Genomic DNA, 20,672 nt, shown 5'->3' with positions numbered 1-20,672 from the left:
CACCTCACGATTGTCCCCTATCCCGGCATGCCGGGCGCGCACTTGACCGGTGTGGCTGCACACATAGACCGTGAGGCAAGATTGGTGACGATGGACAGCACCCTTGACGCGAAAGAAGCCACGGCACCGGCGCAGGCCGCCGCGCCGTCGGACGCGGTTGCCGCCGTACTGAGCGGTGCGGTGGAGCAGGCACGGCAGGCCATCGTCGAACACAGCGGCGACACGGTGGGCGAATACCTCGGCGTCAGCTTCGAGGACGAGACCGCGGCGACGCACCGCTTCTTGGCGAAGATGCCCGGTTATCAGGGCTGGCAGTGGGCGGTGGTGGTCGCGGCCTATGAAGGTGCCGATCACGCCACCCTCAGCGAGGTCGTGCTGGTGCCCGGCCCGACCGCGTTGCTGGCTCCGGCCTGGGTTCCGTGGGACGAACGCATCAAGCCTGGCGACCTGAGCCCCGGTGACCTGCTGGCTCCCGGCAAGGATGACCCGCGCTTGGCTCCCGGCTACACCGCCACCGGGGATCCGCTGATCGACGACACCGCTGTCGAGGTCGGCTTCGGCCGTCGCCAGGTGCTCAGCGCGCTGGGTCGCGACGAGACCGCGCAGCGCTGGCACGACGGCGATCATGGCCCCGATTCGCCGATGGCCCGCGCGACGAAGCGGGTGTGCCGCGATTGCGGCTTCATGGTTCCGTTGGCCGGCGCACTCGGCACGATGTTCGGGGTGTGCTGCAACGAGATGGCCGCCGATTCCCACGTCGTCGATTTCGAGTACGGCTGCGGCGCGCACTCGGACACCCCGCAGCCGGCGGGCACGGGATCGCCGCTGTATGACCCGTACGACGACGGTGTGCTCGAGGTGGTCGAGGTCGTCGCGACCGTCGCCGAAACCCCGGCGACCGCCGCGCCCCCGGAAGAGCCGGAAGTCCCTGAGACCCCCGGAACACCGGAAGTCTCGGAGACCCCGGAAGTCTCGGAAACACCGCAGGTACCCGAAAGCCTGGAGGCACCCGAGGCACCCGAAAGTCCCGAGGCGTCCGAACCGGGCGAGCAGGCCTAACCTTCGGCGGCGGCCTTGATCCGCGTCAGCGACAGGTTCATCCCGTCGACCAGCTCTTTCTCGAAGTTGGGCACGCCGCCCATCACCGCGTTCACCGTCATCGTCGACACGGCTTTGACGCCATTCTCGGCGTGCCGGGTCTCCACGACCCGGGTGCCGCTGGCGGTCGGCTCGAGCTCATAGCTCCAGACGGTGTTGTTGGCGTTGACCCGGAACGCCAGCTTCTGTTCCGGAATCAGTTCGGTGATCGTCGACGTCGTCGGCCAGAACAGGTTGTTGCGCCGATTGAGATTGAAAGTGCGGGTGCCCGGTTTCACCGCACCGAGCGGCTTCATCAGCCGGCACTGCGGGCTCCACTTGGGCATGTTGCGCAGATCCGACAGCAAGGTCCAGACCTTGCCGACCGGGGCGTTGATCTCGATTTCTGCTTGCAACAGCGGCGCTGCCATTGTTTTCCCTTCGTCGTGGACTGGGTTATTGTGCGAGTGGCTCGATGCCCGTCTGCGCGCCTCGCGCGCCGCGCCGTGCCGCGGTGCGCTGCCACAGGAATACCGACGTGCCCACGACGCCGGTACCCAGCCCGGCGAGCGCGATCGGCCGCCAGGACTCGCACGCTGCGACGGTGAACGCCGCGATCGTCATCAGAGCCCACAGGGTGGCCCCGACGATGATCACCGGCCACGGATCCAGCAACGCCGCGGGCAGCGCAGGCGGCTCGGGTTCGGCCACCGGCTCTCGACTCGGTCCGTGCTGATCGGAAGGCATTGTGGTCCAAGGTAACCGATAGGCGAGACGGCTACGTATGCAGCTATCCGAATTGACCGGTTCGTCATTTATGGGGTGTTGTCGTGTCGTACGGTTTGTGACGTGAAAGACGGCGACCTTCGGCTGGCCAGTGATTTGTCGCTGGCTGTCATGCGTCTGGCGCGGCAACTGCGCTTCCGCAGGCCTGAATCACCGGTCACGCTGTCGCAGTTGTCCGCTCTGGCGACCCTCGCCAAGGACGGGGCCATGTCACCGGGGGCGCTGGCGGTCCGGGAACGGGTCCGTCCGCCGTCGATGACCCGGGTGATCGCATCACTGGCCGATCTCGGTCTGGTGGTGCGCACGTCGCATCCCTCCGACGGGCGCCAGGTTCTGGTGGCGGTTTCCGACGCCGGTGCGGCGCTGGTCGACAGTGAGCGCAGGGCCAGTCAGGAATGGCTGCGCAATCGGCTGGCGACACTGGACAGCGACGACCGCGCCATCCTGCTGCGGGCCGCGGACCTGATGACCGTCCTCGTCGACGAAGACGCGTGAGCGAGAAGGCTTTTGGCGCGATAGAAGTCGTCGATATCACCGATCCGGGTGATCCCCGCGTCGACGACTTCCGCGACCTCAACAGTGTCGACCGCCGACCGGACCTTCCCAGCGGCAAGGGATTGGTGATCGCCGAAGGCGTGCTGGTGGCCCAGCGGATGATCGCCTCACGGTTCACACCGCACGCGTTCCTCGGTACCGACCGCCGGCTGGCCGAACTCGGTGACGACCTGTCCGGGGTGCCGGCGCCGTTCTACCGCGCCACCGCCGAGGTGATGGCCGAGGTGGTCGGGTTCCACCTCAACCGCGGTGTGCTCGCGGCGGCTCGCCGGCCACCGGCGCTGACGTTGGCAGAAGTGCTCGACGACGCGCGCACGGTCGCGGTGCTCGAAGGCGTCAACGACCACGAGAACCTCGGCTCGATCTTCCGCAACGCTGCCGGGCTCGGCGTGGACGCGGTCATCTTCGGTTCCGGGTGCGCCGACCCGCTGTATCGCCGTGCGGTGCGGGTGTCGATGGGGCACGCCCTGCTGGTGCCGTTCGCTCGCGCCGAGCGGTGGCCGGCCGATATCGCCGAGTTGCGGGAGCGCGGATTCCGGCTGCTGGCCATGACGCCCGATCCGGCGGCGCAGACCCTGGCCGAGGCGATGGCCGGGTTGGCGGAGAACCGGGTCGCGGTGCTGGTCGGCGCCGAGGGGCCCGGTCTGACCGAGACGGCGATGCGGGCCAGCGATGTCCGGGTCCGCATCCCGATGTCGCGGGGTACCGATTCGCTGAATGTTGCGACCGCTGCGGCGCTGGCGTTCTACGAGCGGGCGCGGTGACTAAAGTTCACCCGGTGGGCAGGAGCGAAGCGACCCGGGGAGTTGACCCGGTGGGCAGGAGCGAAGCGACCCGGGGAGTTGACCCGGTGGGCAGGAGCGAAGCGACCCGGGGAGTTGACCCGGTGGGCAGGAGCGAAGCGACCCGGGGAGTTGACCCGGTGGGCAGGAGCGAAGCGACCCGGGGAGTTGACCCGGTGGGCAGGAGCGAAGCGACCCGGGGGACGACCCGGTGAACGAAGAGACGACGCCGTGGGGAACCGGTCTGACCGTGGCAGCTTTCGTCGCCGCGGTGACGGGCGCCGCGATCGTGGTGCTCAGCCTCGGCATGGTGCGGGTGCATCCGCTGGTGGCGATCGTGCTGAACCTGATCGCGGTGGGCGGACTGGCGCCGACGTTATGGGGCTGGCGGCGCATTCCGGTCCGACGGTGGTTCGTCCTGGGTGCCGGTATCGGCGTCGCAGGCGGGTGGATCACCCTGCTGGCGATGGCCGCCGCTCAGTAGTCGGTCAGCGCTCGCCGCTGGAACGCACCCCGAGCAGCACGTCCTCCCAGCCGGGGACCGACGGCTTGGCCTTGGCGCGTTTGGCTCTCGGCGCCGGGGCGGGAGCCGGGGCCGGAGCGGGTGCCTGCTTTTCCTCGACCGGGGCCGGAGCCGGTTGCGGCTGCTGCTCCTCGAACTCCAACTGCGCCACGACGGCCACCGGGCGCAGCGGACGCTCGAATGTCGGGTCGATCAGCTCGCTGGCCGCGTCGTCCAGAGCCGACACGGTTCCACCGTGGGCGCCGGGGCTGAAGCGGAAGTGCGCGACGTTGTCGGAGAGCCCGGCCTGCCACGCCATCTGCACCACCCAGCGGCCGTCTTCACCGCGCCAGGCGTCCCACGACGTCGACTCGAGGCTGTGCCCCCGTGCCACCAGGGCGGTGGTGACGGTGTCCAGCAGCGTCGTCACCGCGGGTCCGTCGGCCAGCACCGGATGCGCGGCGCCGGCCAGCTCGGCCGCCCGAGAGCGCTCCAAGAGCACCGGGTGGGCGAATCGCTCGACCTTGCTGATGTCCATGCCGGATGACGCGGCAACTTGCTCGACGGACGCACCCGCACGGATGCGCGCCTGAATATCCCTTGGCCGCAACACGCCTTTGACCTCTTTGTCCCTCAGGGTCTGGCCCAGCGACCGGTCACCGCGAACCGCGGCACGCAGTCGGTCGTCGACCTGCAGGGTGAACTTGTCGGCCGGGTCGGGACCTTCGCAAATAATGTGCCTGCCGTCGACATCGAGTCCGATCACCCTGAGTTCTCGCATGTCGACCTCCTTCGCCCGGACTTTAACTCAGCCCCGGCTTGATTACGGTTAGGACACGCGGGGATGACGACGAAGTCAGCCGAGGCGTTCGACGACCCAGTCGACGCACTGCGTCAGCGCGGAGACGTCGTCGGGTTCGATCGCCGGGAACATCGCGATCCGCAGCTGGTTGCGGCCCAGCTTGCGGTACGGCTCGGTATCGACGATGCCGTTGGCCCGCAGCACCTTGGCCACCGCCGCGGCGTCGACTTCGTCGGTGAAATCGATCGTGCCGACGACCTGCGACCGCAGCGCGGGATCGCTGACGAACGGGGTGGCGTACGACGACGCCTCGGCCCAGGAGTACAGCCGCTGCGACGAGTCGGCGGTGCGCTTGACCGCCCAGTCCAGCCCGCCGTTGCTGTTCATCCAATCGACCTGCTCGGCCATCAGCACCAGCGTGCCGATCGCCGGGGTGTTGTATGTCTGGTTCTTGAGGCTGTTGTCGACCGCGATCGGCAGTGACAAGAAGTCGGGCACCCAACGGCCCGACCCGGCGATGGCCTCGATGCGGGACAGCGCGGCGGGGGAGACGACGGCCAGCCACAGGCCACCGTCACTGGCGAAGTTCTTCTGCGGCGCGAAGTAGTAGGCGTCGACGTCGCTGACGTCGACCGGCAGCCCGCCGGCCCCGGAGGTCGCGTCGATCAGGATCAGGGCGTTCTCCGATCCCTCCGGGCGGCGCACCGGCACGGCCACCCCGGTCGAGGTCTCGTTGTGCGCCCAGGCGATCGCGTCGACCGATGGGTCGGACTGCGGCTCGGGTGCGCTGCCCGCGTCCGCCTTGATGACGATCGGGTCGTCGATGAACGGGTTGGCGGTGGCAGCCGAGGCGAACTTCGAGGAGAACTCGCCGTACGTGAGGTGCAGAGAGCGTTTCTCGATCAGCCCGAACGCGGCGGCGTCCCAGAACGCGGTCGCACCGCCGTTGCCCAGGATGACCTCGTAGCCGTCGGGCACCGAGAAGAACTCACGCAGACCGTCGCGGACCCGGCCGACCAGGTTCTTCACCGGCGCCTGGCGGTGCGAGGTGCCGAACAAGGCGGCCGATGCGGCCAGCGCGTCGAGCTGCGCGGGGCGCACCTTCGAGGGGCCACAGCCGAAGCGACCGTCGCCGGGCTTGAGATCGGCGGGGATTGTCAACTCATCAGCCATGCCCCCAAGCCTAGGAGGCCGTGCGTTCGCCCATGAAACAGAGGGTGCACACCGAGGCGTTGAGCGAGCCCGAAACCGGGTATGGACATGTATGCGATACCTGCGGTACCGTTTGTACAACAACCGCCCAAATGTAAACCTCTATTGAGGAGACTGTCATGGCGAGAACCAAGATCATCCAGCGCTGGCGCCGCAACATGGACGTGCTGGACGACACCGCCTATGTCGAGAAGCTGATGACGCTGTCCGAAGGCTCAGTTCGGCGGAACTTCAACCCGTACACCGACATCGACTGGGATTCGCCCGAGTTCGCTGTCATACCCAACGACGAGCGCTGGATCCTGCCCGCGACCGACCCGATCGGGCAGCACCCCTGGTATCAGTCGCAGTCCAAAGAGCGGCAGATCGAGATCGGCATGTGGCGTCAATCCAATGTGGCCAAGGTCGGACTGCACTTCGAGTCGATCCTCATCCGGGGTCTGATGGAGTACGCGTTCTGGGCGCCCAACGGCTCACCGGAATACCGGTACTGCCTGCATGAAGCGGTCGAAGAGTGCAACCACACGATGATGTTCCAGGAGATGGTCAACCACATCGGCGCCGACGTGCCGGGCATGCCGCGCCTGCTCAAGTGGGTCCAGCCGGCGATCCCACTGGTGGCCGGCCCCCTGCCGATCCCGTTCTGGTTCGGCATCCTCGCCGGTGAAGAGCCCATCGACCACACCCAGAAAAACGTTCTGCGCGAAGGCAAGACGCTGCACCCGATCATGGAGCGCGTGATGGCGATCCACGTCGCCGAGGAAGCCCGGCACATCTCGTTCGCGCACGAGTACCTGCGCAAGCGGGTGCCGCACCTGCCGCGCCGCAAGCGGTTCTGGCTGTCGCTGTATGTGCCGGTGGTGATGCGGGTGCTGTGCTCGGCGATCATCGTGCCGCCGAAGGCGTTCTGGAAAGAATTCGACATCCCGCGCTCGGTGCGCAAGGACATCTTCTTCTCCTCGCCTCAGTCCCGACAGATGTTGCGCGACATGTTCGGCGATGTCCGGATGCTGTGCCAGGACACCGGTCTGATGAATCCGTTGGCGAAGCTGGTGTGGCGGATCTGCCGGATCGACGGCACGCCGAGCCGCTTCCGCAGCGAGCCGGCCCGTCAGCACGTGGTTGCTGCCGCGTAAATCGAAGGACTCACGCCTGTGCCCCATGTGATCACCCAGTCGTGCTGCAGCGACGGGTCCTGCGTCTACGCCTGCCCGGTCAACTGCATCCACCCCAGCCCCGACGAGCCGGGCTTCGCGACCGCCGAGATGCTCTACATCGATCCGGTCGCATGCGTGGACTGCGGGGCGTGCGTCAGCGCCTGCCCGGTCGGTGCCATCGCGCCGGCCAGCAAACTGACCGACCAGCAGCTGCCGTTCGTCGAACTCAACGCGGCGTTCTATCCCGAGCGGCCCGCGGGGGTGAAAGTGCCGCCGACCTCCAAGCTCGCCCCGGTGCTGCCCGCGCCGCAGGTGCGCCGTGGCGGTGGGGATCTGACGGTGGCCGTCGTCGGGTCCGGGCCCGCGGGCATCTACGCCGCCGACGAGCTGCTGACGCAGAAGGGCGTGCGGGTCAACGTCTTCGACAAACTGCCCACGCCGTTCGGTCTCGTCCGCGCCGGCGTCGCTCCCGATCACCAGCACACCAAGGGAGTGACGCGGCTCTTCGAGCGGATCAGCAGTCACCCACGCTTCACCTTCTACCTCAATGTCGAAGTGGGACAACACATCCGTCACGAAGAGTTGCTACAGCACCACCACGCGGTGCTGTACACCGTCGGCGCTCCGAACGACCGCAGGCTCGACATCCCCGGCATGGAGCTGCCCGGGGCAGGCACCGCCACCGAGACGGTGGCCTGGATCAACGGTCACCCGGATTTTGCCGGGCTGCCCGTCGACCTGCGCCACGAACGGGTCGTGGTGATCGGCAACGGCAATGTGGCACTCGACGTCGCTCGGATCCTGACCGCCGACCCCGACGGCCTGGCCCGCACCGACATCTCGGACGCCGCGCTGAGTGCCCTGCGAAGCTCGGGCGTGCGCGAAGTCGTCATCGCGGCGCGGCGGCGTCCGGTCGACTCGGCGTTCACCCTGCCGGAGCTGATCGGGCTGACGTCGACGGCCGAGGTCGTCCTCGACGCCGCCGACCACGCCCTGGTGCAGGAGGACCTGGCCACCGCCACCGATGCGGTCACGGTCGCCAAACTCGAGATCTTGGCCAAACTGCCGGTCGCGTCCGACCGCATCGACCGCAGGCGCATTCGGCTGGCCTACCGGCTCACGCCCCACCGGGTGCTCGGTACCGAACGGGTCGACGGTATCGAATTCCGTTGCACCGGAACCGAAGACCCGGTGCAGATCGAGGCCGGACTGCTGCTCACCTCGATCGGATACCGCGGCGCGCCGATCGCCGGCCTGCCGTTCGACGAGGCTTCCGCTGTCGTCCCCAACCGGGACGGGCGTGTCATCGATCCCGTCACCGGCTCGCCCATCGCCGGCGCGTACGTGGCGGGCTGGATCAAACGCGGACCGACCGGCTTCATCGGCACCAACAAATCCTGTTCCATGCAGACTGTCTCGAACCTGGTGGACGACTTCAACGCCGGCTTGCTCGGCAACCCCGATGCGCGACCGGCGTCGCTGGACAAGCTGGTGCGCTCCCGTCAGCCCGATGTGGTCGACGCCCGCGGCTGGCGTGCCATCGACGCAGCGGAGACGGCCCGCGGCGACGCCGAGGGACGGGCGCGGGTGAAGTTCACCGACGTGTCCGAGATGGTCGCGGTGGCCGCCGCGGCGCCGGAGCCGCCGCTGGCCAGGCGGCTGCTCGCCGGGCTGTTGCGTTAAGCCTTGTCCCGCAGGTAGTTCAGCACGGCATTCCAGTCCGGGAAGCGCTCGGAGCCGTACGGGATCCACTCACCCTCGAAGTGCTCGGCACCGTTGTTGGGCCGGTCGTCGACGAGGAAGTCACCGCGGTTGAGGTCCTTGTGGTGAGTGAGGATGAGTCGCTTGTACGCGGGTGAATCCTCCTCGGCCCCAAGGTGTTCGTGCACCCATTCGATCTTGTGCTGCCACCCCGACGGGTTGCGCCACGGCGCGGTGGACAGCAGGTAGGTGTCGAACAGCTCCGACAACTCGGTGAACGCCTCGATCGCGCCGGGCATCGAACGCATCAATGCGAAGATGCCCGGCGCCTCGTCCATCCGGCCGCGGTACTTGTCCACCACGACCTGATCGAGGCCCTCGATCCGATGGCCGAAGTCGACCATCGTGTTGTCGAGGTCGATGTAGAGGATCTTGCGGCGAGCCTGGGTCACGTCTCCATCATGCCTGGCTCATCGCCCGCTGGATCTCGTCGTAGCTGACCTCACGCACCGGTTGTCCGAGCGACCACTGATGCCCGAACGGGTCCCGGATCATGCCGTACCGATCGCCCCAGAACTGGTCGTCGAGCGGCATCACCACCGTCGCGCCGGCGTCGAGCGCACGCTGGAACTTCTCGTCCACGTCGGTGACGGTCAGATGGATGGTCACCGGGGAGCCGCCCAGCGCCGGCGGCGTCATCGATTTGCCGCCCGACGCCTCCGGAAAATCGTCGTTGAGCATGATCATGGCACCGTTGATCTGCAGCGCGGCATGGATCAGTTTCCCGTCGGGCCGGGGCACCCGACCGATCTCGGTGGCGCCGAACGCCTTGATGTAGAAGTCGATTGCCGCGGGCGCGTCGTCGACGACCAGGTGCGGGGACAGTGCGGGTTGGAACTCGATCGCCATAGAAGCCTCCTGTGGTGTGAAGCGGCCGGCCGGGCCGCCACCGATGTAGACACTGCGGCCGGGGAAAACTCATCGGCCGCCTCGAATGCAACCACCGGGTACCGACAGAAATCACCAGCTGTGGAGTACGGTTCGGGCTGACACAGGGAGGCGACGATGACCACCACGACAGTGCCGCGGTCGAGCGCCGCCCAGACCCGGCGGGCGATCTGGAACACGATCCGAGGGTCGTCGGGCAACTTGGTCGAGTGGTACGACGTCTACGTCTACACCGTGTTCGCAACGTATTTCGAGGGCCAGTTCTTCGATGAGTCCGAGAAGAACTCGACGGTGTACGTGTACGCGATATTCGCGATCACCTTCGTGATGCGTCCCGTCGGATCCTGGTTCTTCGGCCGGTACGCCGACCGGCATGGCCGGCGCGCCGCGCTGACGGTGAGTGTGTCGCTGATGGCACTGTGCTCGTTGATGATTTCGGTCGTCCCGTCGCAAGCGTTGATCGGGATGGCGGCGCCGATCGTCCTGATCGTCGCCCGGCTGGTGCAGGGCTTCGCGACCGGCGGTGAGTACGGCACGTCGGCGACGTACATGTCGGAGGCGGCGACGCGAGAGCGGCGCGGATTCTTCTCGTCTTTCCAATACGTGACGCTGATCGGTGGGCACGTGCTGGCGCAGTTCACGCTGCTGATCCTGCAGTCGTTCCTCAATGACGACCAGATGCGCGAATTCGGTTGGCGCATCGCGTTCGCCATCGGTGGCGTCGCCGCGGTGGTGGTGTTCTGGCTGCGGCGCACCATGGACGAGTCGCTCTCCGAGGAGGTCATCGAAGCGGCCAAGGCCGGGCAGGACAGCGGCGCCGGGTCCATGCGGACTTTGTTGACGCAGTACCGGCGGCCGTTGCTGCTGTGCTTCCTGATCACTCTCGGCGGCACGGTGGCGTTCTACACCTACAGCGTCAATGCGCCGGCGATCGTCAAGACCGCGTACAAGGGCGAGGGTATGACGGCGACGTGGGTGAATCTGACCGGGCTGATCTTCTTGATGGTGCTTCAGCCGGTGGGCGGGATCATCAGCGACCGGATCGGCCGCAAGCCGATGTTGGTGTTCTTTGGTGTCGGCGGTGTGCTCTACACCTATGTCCTCATCACGTTCCTGCCCCAAACACGTTCGCCACTGGCGTCTTTCGGGTTGGTCGCGGTCGGCTACGTGATCCTGACGGGATACACGTCGATCAACGCGCTGGTGAAGTCGGAGCTGTTCCCGGCGCAGGTGCGGGCGCTCGGGGTGGGGGTCGGGTACGCGCTGGCGAACTCGATCTTCGGCGGGACGGCCCCGCTGATCTACCAGGCGGCCAAGGAACAGGGGCACGTACCGCTGTTCATCGGCTATGTCACCGTCTGCATCGCGGTGTCGCTGGTGGTGTACGTGTTCTTCCTGCGCAACAAGGCCGACACGTATCTGGACCGGGAGCGGGGTTCGGCGTTCCGGGCCTGACTAGACGGGTCGGTGCGCGATCTCGTCCCAGCCCTGCACCGCGTCCGGCGGCCTGGGGGCCGGACCGACGTAGATCGCCGAGGGACGGACCAGCTTGCCGAGCTGCTTCTGCTCCAGGATGTGGGCGCACCACCCGGCGGTGCGACCGCAGGTGAACATCGCGGGCATCATCTTGGCGGGCACCTGGGCGAAGTCCAGGATGACCGCGGCCCAGAACTCCACGTTGGTCTCGATCGCCCGGTCCGGACGCCGTTCGCGCAGCTCGGCCAGCGCCGCCTGCTCGAGTGCGACAGCCACCTCGTACCGCGGTGCCTGCAGCCGCTTGGCGGTTGCCCGCAGCACCCGTGCCCGCGGGTCCTCGGCCCGGTAGACCCGGTGGCCGAAACCCATCAGCTTCTCGTTGCGGTCCAAGACGCCTTTGACCACCGCGCGGGCGTCCCCGGTGCGTTCGACGTCCTCGATCATCGGTAGCACTCGGGCGGGAGCGCCGCCGTGCAGCGGGCCGCTCATCGCGCCGATCGCGCCCGACATCGCGGCCGCGACATCCGCTCCGGTCGAGGCGATCACGCGCGCGGTGAACGTGGAGGCGTTCATCCCGTGTTCGGCCGCCGACACCCAGTAGGCGTCAATCGCTTCCACGTGCCGCGGATCCGGCTCGCCCTGCCAGCGGGTCATGAAACGTTCTGTGACAGTGGCGCATTCGTCGATCACGCGCTGAGGCACCGCCGGCCGGTAGATACCGCGGGCGGACTGGGCGACGTAGGACAACGCCATCACCGACGCCCTCGCGAGATGATCGCGGGCAGTTTCGCCATCGATGTCGAGCAGCGGCGCATAGCCCCAGATCGGTGCCAGCATCGCCAGGCCGGCCTGAACGTCGACCCGGACGTCGCCGGTGTGAATGGGTAGCGGGAACGGCTCGGCGGGGCGCAGACCGTTGCCGAACCTGCCGTCGACCAGCAGCGCCCACACGTCGCCGAAGGTCACGCCATTGCCGACCAGATCCTCGATGTCCACACCGCGATAGCGCAGTGCGCCGCCGTCCCGATCAGGTTCGGCGATCTCGGTGGTGAAGGCCACCACCCCTTCGAGGCCGGGCACGAAGTCGTCGGGTACCACCGTCATGGGTGGATTCTCCCACTCGGCAATCGGACCGTCGCTGCCGGTCGGTAACCGGCAGCCGAATGTTTGCGGCGTACCGTTGGGCCGTGGAGACGCCCAGGGACGATCGCCTCGCGGCGATGCGCGTTGAGTACGGCTCGGTCGAGAAGGACGGCAGCAGCGACCTCGATGTCGACTGGCTCGCCGACGGCTGGCTTGCCCTGTTGCACAGGTGGATCGCCGACGCCGAATCGGCCGGTATCGCCGAGCCCAACGCCATGGTGCTGGCCACCATCGGCACGGGATCAGACGCGGGAAGACCAGTCAGCCGCACGGTGTTGTGCAAAAGCGTGGACGAGACCGGGATCACCTTCTACACCAACTACGACTCGGCCAAGGGCGATGAGCTCGCGGCGACTCCGTATGCCGCCGTGACGTTCCCCTGGTACGCGCTGGGACGACAGGTGCACATCCGCGGCGCGGTGACCAAGGTCAGCGCCCAGGAGACCGCAGAGTATTGGTCCAAACGCCCGCGCGGTTCCCAGCTGGGGGCCTGGGCGTCGGCGCAGTCGCGCCCGATCGGCTCCCGCGCCGAGCTGCTCGCTCAGCTCGCCGAGGTGACCGAACGCTTCGCCGCCGACGAGACGGTGCCGGTGCCGCCGCACTGGGGTGGCTACCGGATCGCCCCCGAGGTGGTCGAGTTCTGGCAGGGCCGGGAGAACCGGGTACACAACCGAATTCGTGTGAGCAACGGCTCCATCGAGCGTCTGCAGCCGTAGGTGGCGCGGCTCTTTGCCGACACCACCCCACTGAGAACGCCGGACTTCCGCCGGCTGTGGGTGGCCGGCGTCATCACGGTCATCGGGGCCAACCTCACCATCTTCGCCGTCCCCGTCCAGCTGTACGCACTGACCCACAACTCGGCGTACGTCGGGCTGTCCGGGGTGTTCGCGCTCGTGCCGCTGGTGGTGTTCGGGCTGCTCGGCGGGGCCTGGGCCGACGCCATGGACCGTCGGGTGTTGCTGATCATCACCTCCGGCGGCTTGACGGTGTCGTCGCTGCTGCTGTGGCTGCAGGCCGCCCTTGGCCTGAACAACGTGTGGGCGGTGCTGTGCCTGCTGGCCGTGCAGCAGGTGTTCTACGCCATCGACAGCCCCACCCGGGCGGCCGCCATCCCGCGGATGTTGCCCGGCGCGCAGTTGCCCGCGGCCAACTCGTTGAACTTCACGGTGTTCCAGTTCGGCGCGATCGTCGGCCCGCTGATGGCCGGCGTGATGCTGCACTGGGTCGATCTGTCCGCCCTCTACCTGATCGACACGCTCACCTGTGTGGTGCCGGTTCTGGTGGCGTTTCGCCTCGCGCCGATCCCGCCTGCCGTCGGCGGTAGGGGCATGGGTTTCGACGCCCTGCGCTCGGTCGTCGAGGGTTTCCGATTCCTGTCCGGCAACAAGGTCGTACTGATGTCGTTCGTGGTCGACCTGATCGCGATGATCCTGGGCATGCCGCGGGCGTTGTTCCCGGAGATGGCGCACCAGAGTTTCGGCGCCCCGATCGAAGGTGGCACCACGATCGCGCTGCTGGCGGCCGCGATGTCGGTCGGTGCGGTGGCGGGCGGGGTGTTCTCCGGCTGGTTTCCCCGCATCCAGCGTCAGGGCCTTGCCGTCGTGATCTCGATCGTGGTGTGGGGTGCGGCCATGGTCGGCTTCGGCGTCGCCGGTGGCCTCGCGCATGGTCATACCGGCACCATGCTGTGGATTGCGTTGGTGTTCTTGGCGATTGGTGGCGCAGCCGACATGGTGTCGGCGGCGTTCCGCTCGACGATCCTGCAGCAGGTGGCGTCCGACGACCTGCGCGGCCGGCTGCAGGGGGTGTTCACGGTGGTCGTGGCGGGCGGTCCGCGGTTGGCCGACGCCCTGCACGGCGCGGCCGCCGCGGTGGTCGGCACCACGATCGCCGCGGCCGGTGGGGGAGCGCTGGTGGTGGTCGGCGTGCTGATCGCGGCAGCGGCCATCCCGATTTTCGTTCGCTATCGGGTGCCGACCGCGAACCCGTGAATCGGCACGTTACGGCTAGATCGAGGAGCAGCCGACGTGATCGCGCAGCCACCTGCGTGACTGCGCGAACGGAAGAAGCCGCCGTACTCGTAGATGCGGCCGTCAAGCCCTGCATCGAGCGCGGTTACCACAACACCACCGTCGAGCAGCAGTTGGTGATCGGGCCGGGCGACCACGACAACTGCAGGGTCATCATGGCCGACCGGCGCACCTCGCCGTCACTGGATTCGCCGATATCGCCGCGCTGGAAGTGGGGTCGGCGCTACTCTTCAAAGTTTGACCTCGGGGGGCGCCGAGACGGCGAGGGGGGGAGACACGACGTGGCCGTTGTCGGGAAGCTTCCGGTGCCCGGCCTGCGTGAACTCAAGAAGCAGCGAACCAGGGCGACGCTGATCGACGCGGCCGTCCAGCTGTGTATCGACCAGGGTTACGACAACACCACAGTCGAGCAGATCGCCGCCGCCGCCGAGGTCGCCCCGCGCACCTTCAGCCGGTACTTCTCGAACAAGGAGGCCGTGCTGGTCGCCATCATGGACGAGGTCGCAGGCGATGTGGCCGCCGCCCTCGCGCGCCAGCCCCTCGACATCACCCAATACGACGCACTGGCGCGTGCGCACCTTGAGACGTTCAGCACCGAGGAGCACGGGTCTACGGCATCGTTCGAACGGATGAGGCTGTTGCTGACGATCGTGAATTCAGCCCCGGCGCTCGGGCTCGCGCCGTTCATGTTCCGCGCAGGCGGCTTCCACCACCGGGCGATGGACGTCGCGGCGCAGCGGATGGGTGTGGCAGCTGACCACCCGTCGGTCCGCATCCTGTTCGATACCTGGGCGGTGGTGATGGGAGTGGCCTGTAACGGGCTGGGGACCGCCGACGGTCCGCCGATCGAGCCGGACGTGGTGTGCCGCCGAATCGAGTCGGTGTACGGGCTTTTCACCCGGCTGTGGGCGCCGTGGGTGACCCCGGGCCCAACCCCCGCGGGCGTATCGGCAGAATAGCGACTACCTTCACCTACATACGGACGCCTCGCAGGCGTCGACGAGCTCAGAAGGGGTTCATGTGGCCGCAACCGACGAGACCGCCTCCCTGAAGTACCCGGGCGGCGAGTTGGACCTGGACATCGTGAAAGCGACGGAGGGGTCTGACGGGTTCGCGCTGGGCTCGTTGCTGGCCAAGACCGGTTACACGACGTTCGACCAGGGTTTCGTGAACACGGCGTCGACCAAGAGCGCGATCACCTACATCGACGGTGACGCCGGCATCCTGCGTTATCGCGGCTACCCGATCGAGCAGCTCGCCGAGAAGTCCACCTTCATCGAGGTGAGCTACCTGCTGATCTACGGTGAGCTGCCCACCACCGAGCAGCTGGAGAAGTTCACCACCCAGATCCAGCGGCACACCCTGCTGCACGAGGACCTCAAGCGTTTCTTCGACGGTTTCCCCCGCGATGCGCACCCGATGCCGGTGCTGTCCAGCACGGTCAACGCGTTGAGCGCCTACTACCCCGACTCGCTGGATCCGCTGAACAAGAAGCAGGTGGAGCTCTCGACGATCCGGCTGCTGGCCAAGCTGCCGACGATCGCGGCGTACGCGTACAAGAAGTCCGAGGGCCAGCCGTTCCTGTATCCGGACAACTCGCTGACGCTGGTGGAGAACTTCCTGCGGATGACGTTCGGTTTCCCGGCCGAGCCGTATGAGGTAGATCCCGAAATTGTTCGCGCCTTGGACATGCTGCTGATCCTGCACGCCGACCACGAGCAGAACTGCTCGACCTCGACCGTGCGCCTGGTGGGCTCGTCGCAGGCCAACCTGTTCACCTCGATCTCCGGCGGCATCAACGCGCTGTGGGGCCCGCTGCACGGCGGCGCCAACCAGGCGGTGCTTGAGATGCTGGAGAAGATCCGCGTCGGCCAGGATGACGTCCAGACCTTCGTCAAGAAGGTCAAGAACAAAGAAGACGGCGTGAAGCTGATGGGCTTCGGGCACCGCGTCTACAAGAACTACGATCCGCGGGCGCGCATCGTCAAGGAGCAGGCCGACAAGATCCTGGGAAAGCTCGGCGGCGACGACGAGCTGCTCGACATTGCAAAGCAGCTCGAAGAGATCGCGTTGACCGACGACTTCTTCATCGAGCGCAAGCTTTACCCGAATGTCGACTACTACACCGGCGTGATCTACCGCGCGATGGGCTTCCCGACCCGAATGTTCACCGTGCTGTTCGCGCTGGGTCGGCTGCCGGGCTGGATCGCGCACTGGCGGGAGATGCACGACGAGGGCAGCAGCAAGATCGGCCGCCCGCGCCAGATCTACACTGGCTACACCGAGCGTGACTACGCGCCCATCGACGGCCGGCAGGCGCTGTAGCGGCCCCTATTTGCATGCGGTCTGTATGGCTAGCGTGGCCGAATCCGCTTCTCGTAGAGGATCTTTGAGATCCGCGTTCGTCTTATTGATCAAGTACTGAATGGCGACGTAGCGATATAACTCGGCGAGCTTTCGTACCGGCGTCGCAAGCTCGGCAGGGGTGGCGGGATTTCGTATCAGGGCATCGATCATGTAGCCCCCACCGGCGTACATGGCCAGGCGCGCGTTAGCGGCGATAGCCATTACTGCCGCCGGGTTGGAACCGCCGTTGCGGGCCGTGTTGATGAGTACCGCGTCATGGATGGTGCCGAACGCGTCGCACACTGCCATCTTGGCGTGAGTGACGTCCTCCGCGCTGTAGGTCTTGCCCCCGTGCTGCTCAGCGGTGGGCGCCGCCTTGAACCATGCCGCGATCGCAATCGCGCCGACGACGAGCCCGATCACTATCGCGACGATTGACAAGATCGTGGGGATGCGGGACGGCTTGGGCGCCGATGCGGGCCATGGCTCCGCCGTGGGCGGCAAGGCATCAGATCCGGTGGGCGGTCCGTAAGGAGGCTGCGACATGCGAAGCATGTTATGCCTGGTGTCGCCTGCCCTCGGCACATACGACAATTCGCAGAGAGGTGCGACAAGATTGAGGCATCGCGTCGATATCGACACGGCGCCGGTTGACTTCTGAACGGTTGTAGTTTCACAATGATTGTGTGATTACAACTGTTGGCGAGCTGAGCGCGCGGCGCAAGACGATCATTCTGGCGTCCTGCTGCTTGAGCCTGCTGATCGTGTCGATGGACTCGACGATCGTCAACGTTGCGATCCCGGCGATCCGCGCCGACCTGCACGCGACCCCGTCGCAGATGCAGTGGGTCATCGACATCTACACCCTCGTGCTGGCGTCGCTGCTGATGCTTTCCGGCGCCACCGGCGACCGCTTCGGGCGCCGTCGTATCTTCCAGATCGGGCTGGCCACCTTTGCGGTCGGCTCGCTGCTGTGCAGCCTGGCTCCTGACATCGACACCCTGATCGGCGCCAGGCTGATCCAGGGTTTTGGCGGCTCGATGATGAATCCCGTTGCGCTGTCCATCATTTCGCAAGTCTTCGTCGGGCGGGTGGAGCGCGCCCGCGCGCTGGGTCTGTGGGGCGCGGTGGTCGGGATCTCGATGGCGCTTGGCCCGATCGTCGGCGGTTTCCTGATTCAGGCGATCAGCTGGCGGGCGGTGTTCTGGATCAACCTGCCCATCTGTGCGGCCGCCATCATCCTCACCGCGATCTTCGTGCCCGAGAGCAAGTCGGCCACCATGCGTGACATCGATCCGGTCGGCCAGCTGCTCGCCGTGCTCGCCCTGTTCGGCATCGTTTTCGTCCTGATCGAAGGACCGGGGATGGGGTGGTCCAACCCGCGCATCATCGCGATCGCCGCCGGCGCGGCAGTGGCGCTGCTGGCCTTCCTGCGTTACGAATCACGCCGCCACGACCCCTTCATCGATCTGCGGTTCTTCCGCAGCGTGCCGTTCTCGTCGGCTACGGTCATCGCCGTGTGCGCCTTCGCCGCCTGGGGGGCCTTCCTGTTCATGATGTCGCTGTACCTGCAGGGCGAGCGCGGCTATTCGGCCGCCCACACCGGCCTGATCTATCTGCCGATCGCGATCGGCGCGCTGTTCTTCTCGCCGCTCTCGGGCCGGCTGGTGGGCCGCTTCGGTGCCCGCCCGTCGTTGCTGGTGTCCGGTGTCCTGATGACCGCGGCGTCGGTGATGCTGACGTTCCTCACCGAGACGACGCCGGTGTGGGCGCTGTTGGTGATCTTCACGGTGTACGGCATCGGGTTCGGCATGGTCAACGCGCCGATCACCAATGCCGCGGTCAGCGGGATGCCGCGCGACCGGGCCGGCGCGGCCTCGGCGGTGACCTCCACCAGCAGGCAGGTCGGCGTGAGTATCGGTGTGGCACTGTGCGGTTCGGTGGCCGGCTCGGCGCTGGCGGTCGCGGGTGTGGACTTCACCGCAGCCGCACGGCCGCTGTGGTGGATGAACTTGGGCCTCGGCGTGGTGATCGTGGTGCTCGCCATCGTGTCCACCTCGGCCCGGGCCAGGCTGTCGGCGCAGCGGCTGGCTCCGCTGATCGAGGAGCACCGAAGTGAGGCGGCTCATGTCGGGTAATCCGCTCGCCGATCAGGTGTGGCGATCGATGTCGAGCCTGGTACTGGACAACAAGGACCGCTGGCGTCGCGCGGTTGTCGACCGAACGGGATTGCCGTTCAGCAGAATTCGAATATTGCGCCGGCTCGCGTCGCAGCCGATGACGGTCAAGCAGGTCGCCGAGGCGGCCACCATCGACGCGCCGGCCGCCACTGTCGCGGTGAACGATCTGGAGGCTCGCGGCCTGGTGGTCCGCCAACCGCATCCGGACAACCGGCGCTGCAAGCTGGTGTCACTGACTGACGCGGGCCGCGATGTCATTGCCGTCCTCGACGACACCGACGACCCGGCGCCGGAGGTCTTGGCCTCGCTCGATGAACAGGATCTTCAGGCGTTGTTGGCGATCCTGGCCCGGGTGATCAGCTGAGGTAGCCCTCGACTTCATCGCCTGGCCGCGCGCTGGCCTGATTCGGGTCGCCGCCCGTCTCGCGCAGTGCGCGACGCTGGCGAAGCAGGTCCCAGCACTGATCGAGTTCGGTTTCGATGGCCCGCAGGCGGGTGTGCTCCTCAGCGGGGTCGAGTTGTCCGTTCACCACCCGCTCACGCAGTTCGCGCTCTTGGGCGACCAGGTCGTGGATGCGGGAAAGGGTTTCGTTGTCTTCAGCCACTGCTCCAGTGTGCCCGACGAAAGCGAGTCAGAACGGCGAAGCAAGGGCACCGGCGAACTCGGTGCAGAACCAGTCCACATCGGTGCTCGAGAACACCATCGGCGGACGGATCTTCAGCACGTTCCCGTCGCGCCCACACACCGAGATCAGCACCCGCCGCTCGCGCATGGCGTTGACCAATGCCCGCGCGCCGGGCCGGTCGGGTGCGCCGGTCTCGTCGATCATCTCGACTCCGACGTACAGCCCGGTGCCGCGGACGTCGCCGATGCGCGGATGATCAGCGCCCAGGCGCGTCAGTTCGGTGCGCAGTTGCGTGCCGACTTCGGCGGCGTTGCGCATCAGCTTCTCGTCCTCGATGACGTCCAGGACGGCGGCCGCCGCGGCCACCGTCACGGGATTGCCGCCGAAGGTGTTGAAGTACGGGACCTCGCGGGCGAAGGTGTCGAGCACCTCCGAGCGGGCCGCCATCGCCGCGATCGGCATGCCGTTGCCCATCGGCTTGCCCATCGTGACCAGGTCCGGCACGACGCCGTGGCGCATGAAGCCCCACATCGCGTCACCGGTGCGGCCGAAGCCGGGCTGCACCTCATCGGCGATGAATACGCCGCCGGCGCGATGCACCGCCGCCACCGCGGGCGCCAGCACCGAGGGGTCCGGGTAGATGCCGTCGGAGGAGAAGATCGTGTCGACGATCAGGGCGGAGAACCCTGCGCCGCTGGCGACCAGCTTGTCGATGGCGGTGACGACGTCGGCGGTGAACCGGTCGGCGAGTTCGTCCGCGGGCAGCCGGTAGCTGTCCGGTGGCGGGACCGTGCGGACGTGCTCACCGAGCACGGTGGCCCCGCCGATGGACGGCGAGATCGCCGTGACGGCGGCGGTGTTGCCGTGATAGGCGTCGGTGGTCACGATGACACCCTTTGCGCCGGTGTACATTTCGGCGACGCGCAGGGCCAGGTCGTTGACCTCGGAGCCGGTACAGGCGTACATCACCTGGTCGATGTCGTGGGGCCCCTCGGACCGCAGAGTGTCCAGCAGCCGCTGGCTGTAGTCGACGATGCCGCCGTGCAGATAGCGGGTGTGGGTGTTGAGGGTGGACAGCTGGCGGGTGACGGCCTCCACCACATGCGGGTGGCAGTGCCCGACGCTGGCGACGTTGTTGTAGGCGTCCAGGTAGCAGGCGCCGTCGGAGTCGTAGAGCCGGGTGCCCTCACCGCGGACCAGGTGCACCGGGCGTTGGTAGAACAGCCGGTAGGCCGGGCCCAGGATGCGGTCACGGGCCGCGATCAACGATTCGGTGGCGGGATCGACCGGATGGTCCGCCGAGTAGCTGTTGGAATCCATGATGTTGGAAAAGCTCATAGCGCTACTTT

Annotated in this window: 23 protein-coding genes; 13 read left to right on the top strand and 10 right to left on the bottom strand. The window is 67.1% G+C overall.

The window, feature by feature from the left end; translation table 11 throughout:
* Positions 1-90: 90 nt before the first annotated feature.
* Positions 91-1,059: a DUF3027 domain-containing protein gene (locus CRM90_RS20550; RefSeq protein WP_102808781.1), complete on the top strand. Its 969-nt coding sequence runs from the start codon at positions 91-93 to the stop codon at positions 1,057-1,059.
* Here CRM90_RS20550 and CRM90_RS20545 read toward each other — a convergent pair.
* Positions 1,056-1,508: an SRPBCC family protein gene (locus CRM90_RS20545; protein WP_102808780.1), complete on the bottom strand. Its 453-nt coding sequence runs from the start codon at positions 1,506-1,508 to the stop codon at positions 1,056-1,058. The genes CRM90_RS20550 and CRM90_RS20545 overlap by 4 nt on opposite strands.
* A 25-nt stretch (positions 1,509-1,533) precedes the next feature.
* The gene (locus tag CRM90_RS20540; protein ID WP_102808779.1) at positions 1,534-1,824 is read right to left on the bottom strand and encodes a DUF2530 domain-containing protein; all 291 of its coding nucleotides are present in this window, start codon (positions 1,822-1,824) and stop codon (positions 1,534-1,536) included.
* A 102-nt stretch (positions 1,825-1,926) separates the two neighbouring features.
* On the opposite strand from CRM90_RS20540, the gene CRM90_RS20535 reads away from it, so the two are divergent.
* The 3 genes from CRM90_RS20535 to CRM90_RS20525 all read left to right on the top strand — a co-directional run bounded on the left by CRM90_RS20535 (position 1,927) and on the right by CRM90_RS20525 (position 3,684).
* Positions 1,927-2,358: an Rv0880 family HTH-type transcriptional regulator gene (locus CRM90_RS20535; protein WP_102808778.1), complete on the top strand. Its 432-nt coding sequence runs from the start codon at positions 1,927-1,929 to the stop codon at positions 2,356-2,358.
* Positions 2,355-3,182 (top strand): TrmH family RNA methyltransferase, encoded by an 828-nt coding sequence (locus tag CRM90_RS20530; protein ID WP_199189972.1) that lies wholly within the window; start codon positions 2,355-2,357, stop codon positions 3,180-3,182. The genes CRM90_RS20535 and CRM90_RS20530 overlap by 4 nt, the downstream gene beginning before the upstream one ends.
* A 229-nt stretch (positions 3,183-3,411) precedes the next feature.
* Positions 3,412-3,684, top strand: a complete 273-nt coding sequence (locus CRM90_RS20525) for a DUF2537 domain-containing protein (protein WP_102808777.1) — start codon at positions 3,412-3,414, stop codon at positions 3,682-3,684.
* A 4-nt stretch (positions 3,685-3,688) separates the two neighbouring features.
* On the opposite strand, the gene sepH is transcribed toward CRM90_RS20525, so the two are convergent.
* Both sepH and serC read right to left on the bottom strand, forming a co-directional pair.
* On the bottom strand, positions 3,689-4,483 hold the full coding sequence (sepH, locus tag CRM90_RS20520) for a septation protein SepH (RefSeq protein ID WP_102808776.1): 795 nt from the start codon (positions 4,481-4,483) through the stop codon (positions 3,689-3,691).
* Between the two features lie 75 nt (positions 4,484-4,558).
* A complete protein-coding gene (serC, locus tag CRM90_RS20515; RefSeq protein WP_102808775.1) occupies positions 4,559-5,677 on the bottom strand; it encodes a phosphoserine transaminase in 1,119 nt (372 codons plus the stop codon).
* 158 nt (positions 5,678-5,835) lie between these two features.
* On the opposite strand from serC, the gene CRM90_RS20510 reads away from it, so the two are divergent.
* Both CRM90_RS20510 and CRM90_RS20505 read left to right on the top strand, forming a co-directional pair.
* Positions 5,836-6,852, top strand: coding sequence for an AurF N-oxygenase family protein (locus tag CRM90_RS20510; protein WP_102808774.1), 1,017 nt, complete (start codon positions 5,836-5,838; stop codon positions 6,850-6,852).
* Between the two features lie 18 nt (positions 6,853-6,870).
* Positions 6,871-8,556, top strand: coding sequence for an FAD-dependent oxidoreductase (locus CRM90_RS20505; protein ID WP_102808773.1), 1,686 nt, complete (start codon positions 6,871-6,873; stop codon positions 8,554-8,556).
* Here CRM90_RS20505 and CRM90_RS20500 read toward each other — a convergent pair.
* Both CRM90_RS20500 and CRM90_RS20495 read right to left on the bottom strand, forming a co-directional pair.
* The gene (locus tag CRM90_RS20500; protein WP_233209421.1) at positions 8,553-9,026 is read right to left on the bottom strand and encodes a 5' nucleotidase, NT5C type; all 474 of its coding nucleotides are present in this window, start codon (positions 9,024-9,026) and stop codon (positions 8,553-8,555) included. The two genes, CRM90_RS20505 and CRM90_RS20500, sit on opposite strands and share 4 nt — an antisense overlap.
* Positions 9,027-9,033: 7 nt before the next feature.
* Positions 9,034-9,483 carry a VOC family protein gene (locus tag CRM90_RS20495; RefSeq protein WP_102808772.1) on the bottom strand — a complete coding sequence of 150 codons (450 nt, stop codon included), beginning with the start codon at positions 9,481-9,483 and terminating at the stop codon, positions 9,034-9,036.
* 156 nt (positions 9,484-9,639) lie between these two features.
* Here CRM90_RS20495 and CRM90_RS20490 point away from each other — a divergent pair, with 156 nt between their 5' ends.
* Positions 9,640-10,977 (top strand): MFS transporter, encoded by a 1,338-nt coding sequence (locus CRM90_RS20490; protein ID WP_102808771.1) that lies wholly within the window; start codon positions 9,640-9,642, stop codon positions 10,975-10,977.
* Here CRM90_RS20490 and CRM90_RS20485 read toward each other — a convergent pair whose 3' ends face one another.
* On the bottom strand, positions 10,978-12,102 hold the full coding sequence (locus tag CRM90_RS20485; RefSeq protein ID WP_102808770.1) for a citrate synthase 2: 1,125 nt from the start codon (positions 12,100-12,102) through the stop codon (positions 10,978-10,980).
* Positions 12,103-12,218: 116 nt separating this feature from the next.
* Between CRM90_RS20485 and pdxH the strand changes: the two genes are divergently transcribed.
* The 4 genes from pdxH (at position 12,219) to CRM90_RS20465 (ending at position 16,496) form a co-directional block, all read left to right on the top strand.
* Positions 12,219-12,857: a pyridoxamine 5'-phosphate oxidase gene (gene pdxH / locus CRM90_RS20480; protein ID WP_102808819.1), complete on the top strand. Its 639-nt coding sequence runs from the start codon at positions 12,219-12,221 to the stop codon at positions 12,855-12,857.
* Positions 12,858-14,132 carry an MFS transporter gene (locus CRM90_RS20475; RefSeq protein WP_102808769.1) on the top strand — a complete coding sequence of 425 codons (1,275 nt, stop codon included), beginning with the start codon at positions 12,858-12,860 and terminating at the stop codon, positions 14,130-14,132.
* Positions 14,133-14,188: 56 nt separating this feature from the next.
* A complete protein-coding gene (locus CRM90_RS20470) occupies positions 14,189-15,130 on the top strand; it encodes a TetR/AcrR family transcriptional regulator (protein WP_233209420.1) in 942 nt (313 codons plus the stop codon).
* Between the two features lie 61 nt (positions 15,131-15,191).
* A complete protein-coding gene (locus CRM90_RS20465; protein WP_102808768.1) occupies positions 15,192-16,496 on the top strand; it encodes a citrate synthase in 1,305 nt (434 codons plus the stop codon).
* 6 nt (positions 16,497-16,502) lie between these two features.
* On the opposite strand, the gene CRM90_RS20460 is transcribed toward CRM90_RS20465, so the two are convergent.
* Positions 16,503-16,940 carry a hypothetical protein gene (locus CRM90_RS20460; protein ID WP_102808767.1) on the bottom strand — a complete coding sequence of 146 codons (438 nt, stop codon included), beginning with the start codon at positions 16,938-16,940 and terminating at the stop codon, positions 16,503-16,505.
* 263 nt (positions 16,941-17,203) lie between these two features.
* On the opposite strand from CRM90_RS20460, the gene CRM90_RS20455 reads away from it, so the two are divergent.
* Together CRM90_RS20455 and CRM90_RS20450 are read left to right on the top strand one after the other, a co-directional pair.
* Positions 17,204-18,655 (top strand): MFS transporter, encoded by a 1,452-nt coding sequence (locus CRM90_RS20455; RefSeq protein WP_102808766.1) that lies wholly within the window; start codon positions 17,204-17,206, stop codon positions 18,653-18,655.
* Positions 18,645-19,061: a MarR family winged helix-turn-helix transcriptional regulator gene (locus CRM90_RS20450; RefSeq protein WP_102808765.1), complete on the top strand. Its 417-nt coding sequence runs from the start codon at positions 18,645-18,647 to the stop codon at positions 19,059-19,061. Before CRM90_RS20455 ends, CRM90_RS20450 begins: the two co-directional genes overlap by 11 nt.
* Here CRM90_RS20450 and CRM90_RS20445 read toward each other — a convergent pair.
* Both CRM90_RS20445 and CRM90_RS20440 read right to left on the bottom strand, forming a co-directional pair.
* On the bottom strand, positions 19,054-19,302 hold the full coding sequence (locus tag CRM90_RS20445; protein WP_102808764.1) for a DUF2630 family protein: 249 nt from the start codon (positions 19,300-19,302) through the stop codon (positions 19,054-19,056). The genes CRM90_RS20450 and CRM90_RS20445 overlap by 8 nt on opposite strands.
* Positions 19,303-19,329: 27 nt before the next feature.
* Positions 19,330-20,661, bottom strand: coding sequence for an aspartate aminotransferase family protein (locus tag CRM90_RS20440; RefSeq protein WP_102808763.1), 1,332 nt, complete (start codon positions 20,659-20,661; stop codon positions 19,330-19,332).
* Positions 20,662-20,672: the final 11 nt, after the last annotated feature.

This window comes from Mycobacterium sp. ENV421 (genome assembly GCF_002887815.1).
GTDB lineage: Bacteria > Actinomycetota > Actinomycetes > Mycobacteriales > Mycobacteriaceae > Mycobacterium.
This window is presented reverse-complemented; position numbering and strand designations above follow the sequence as displayed.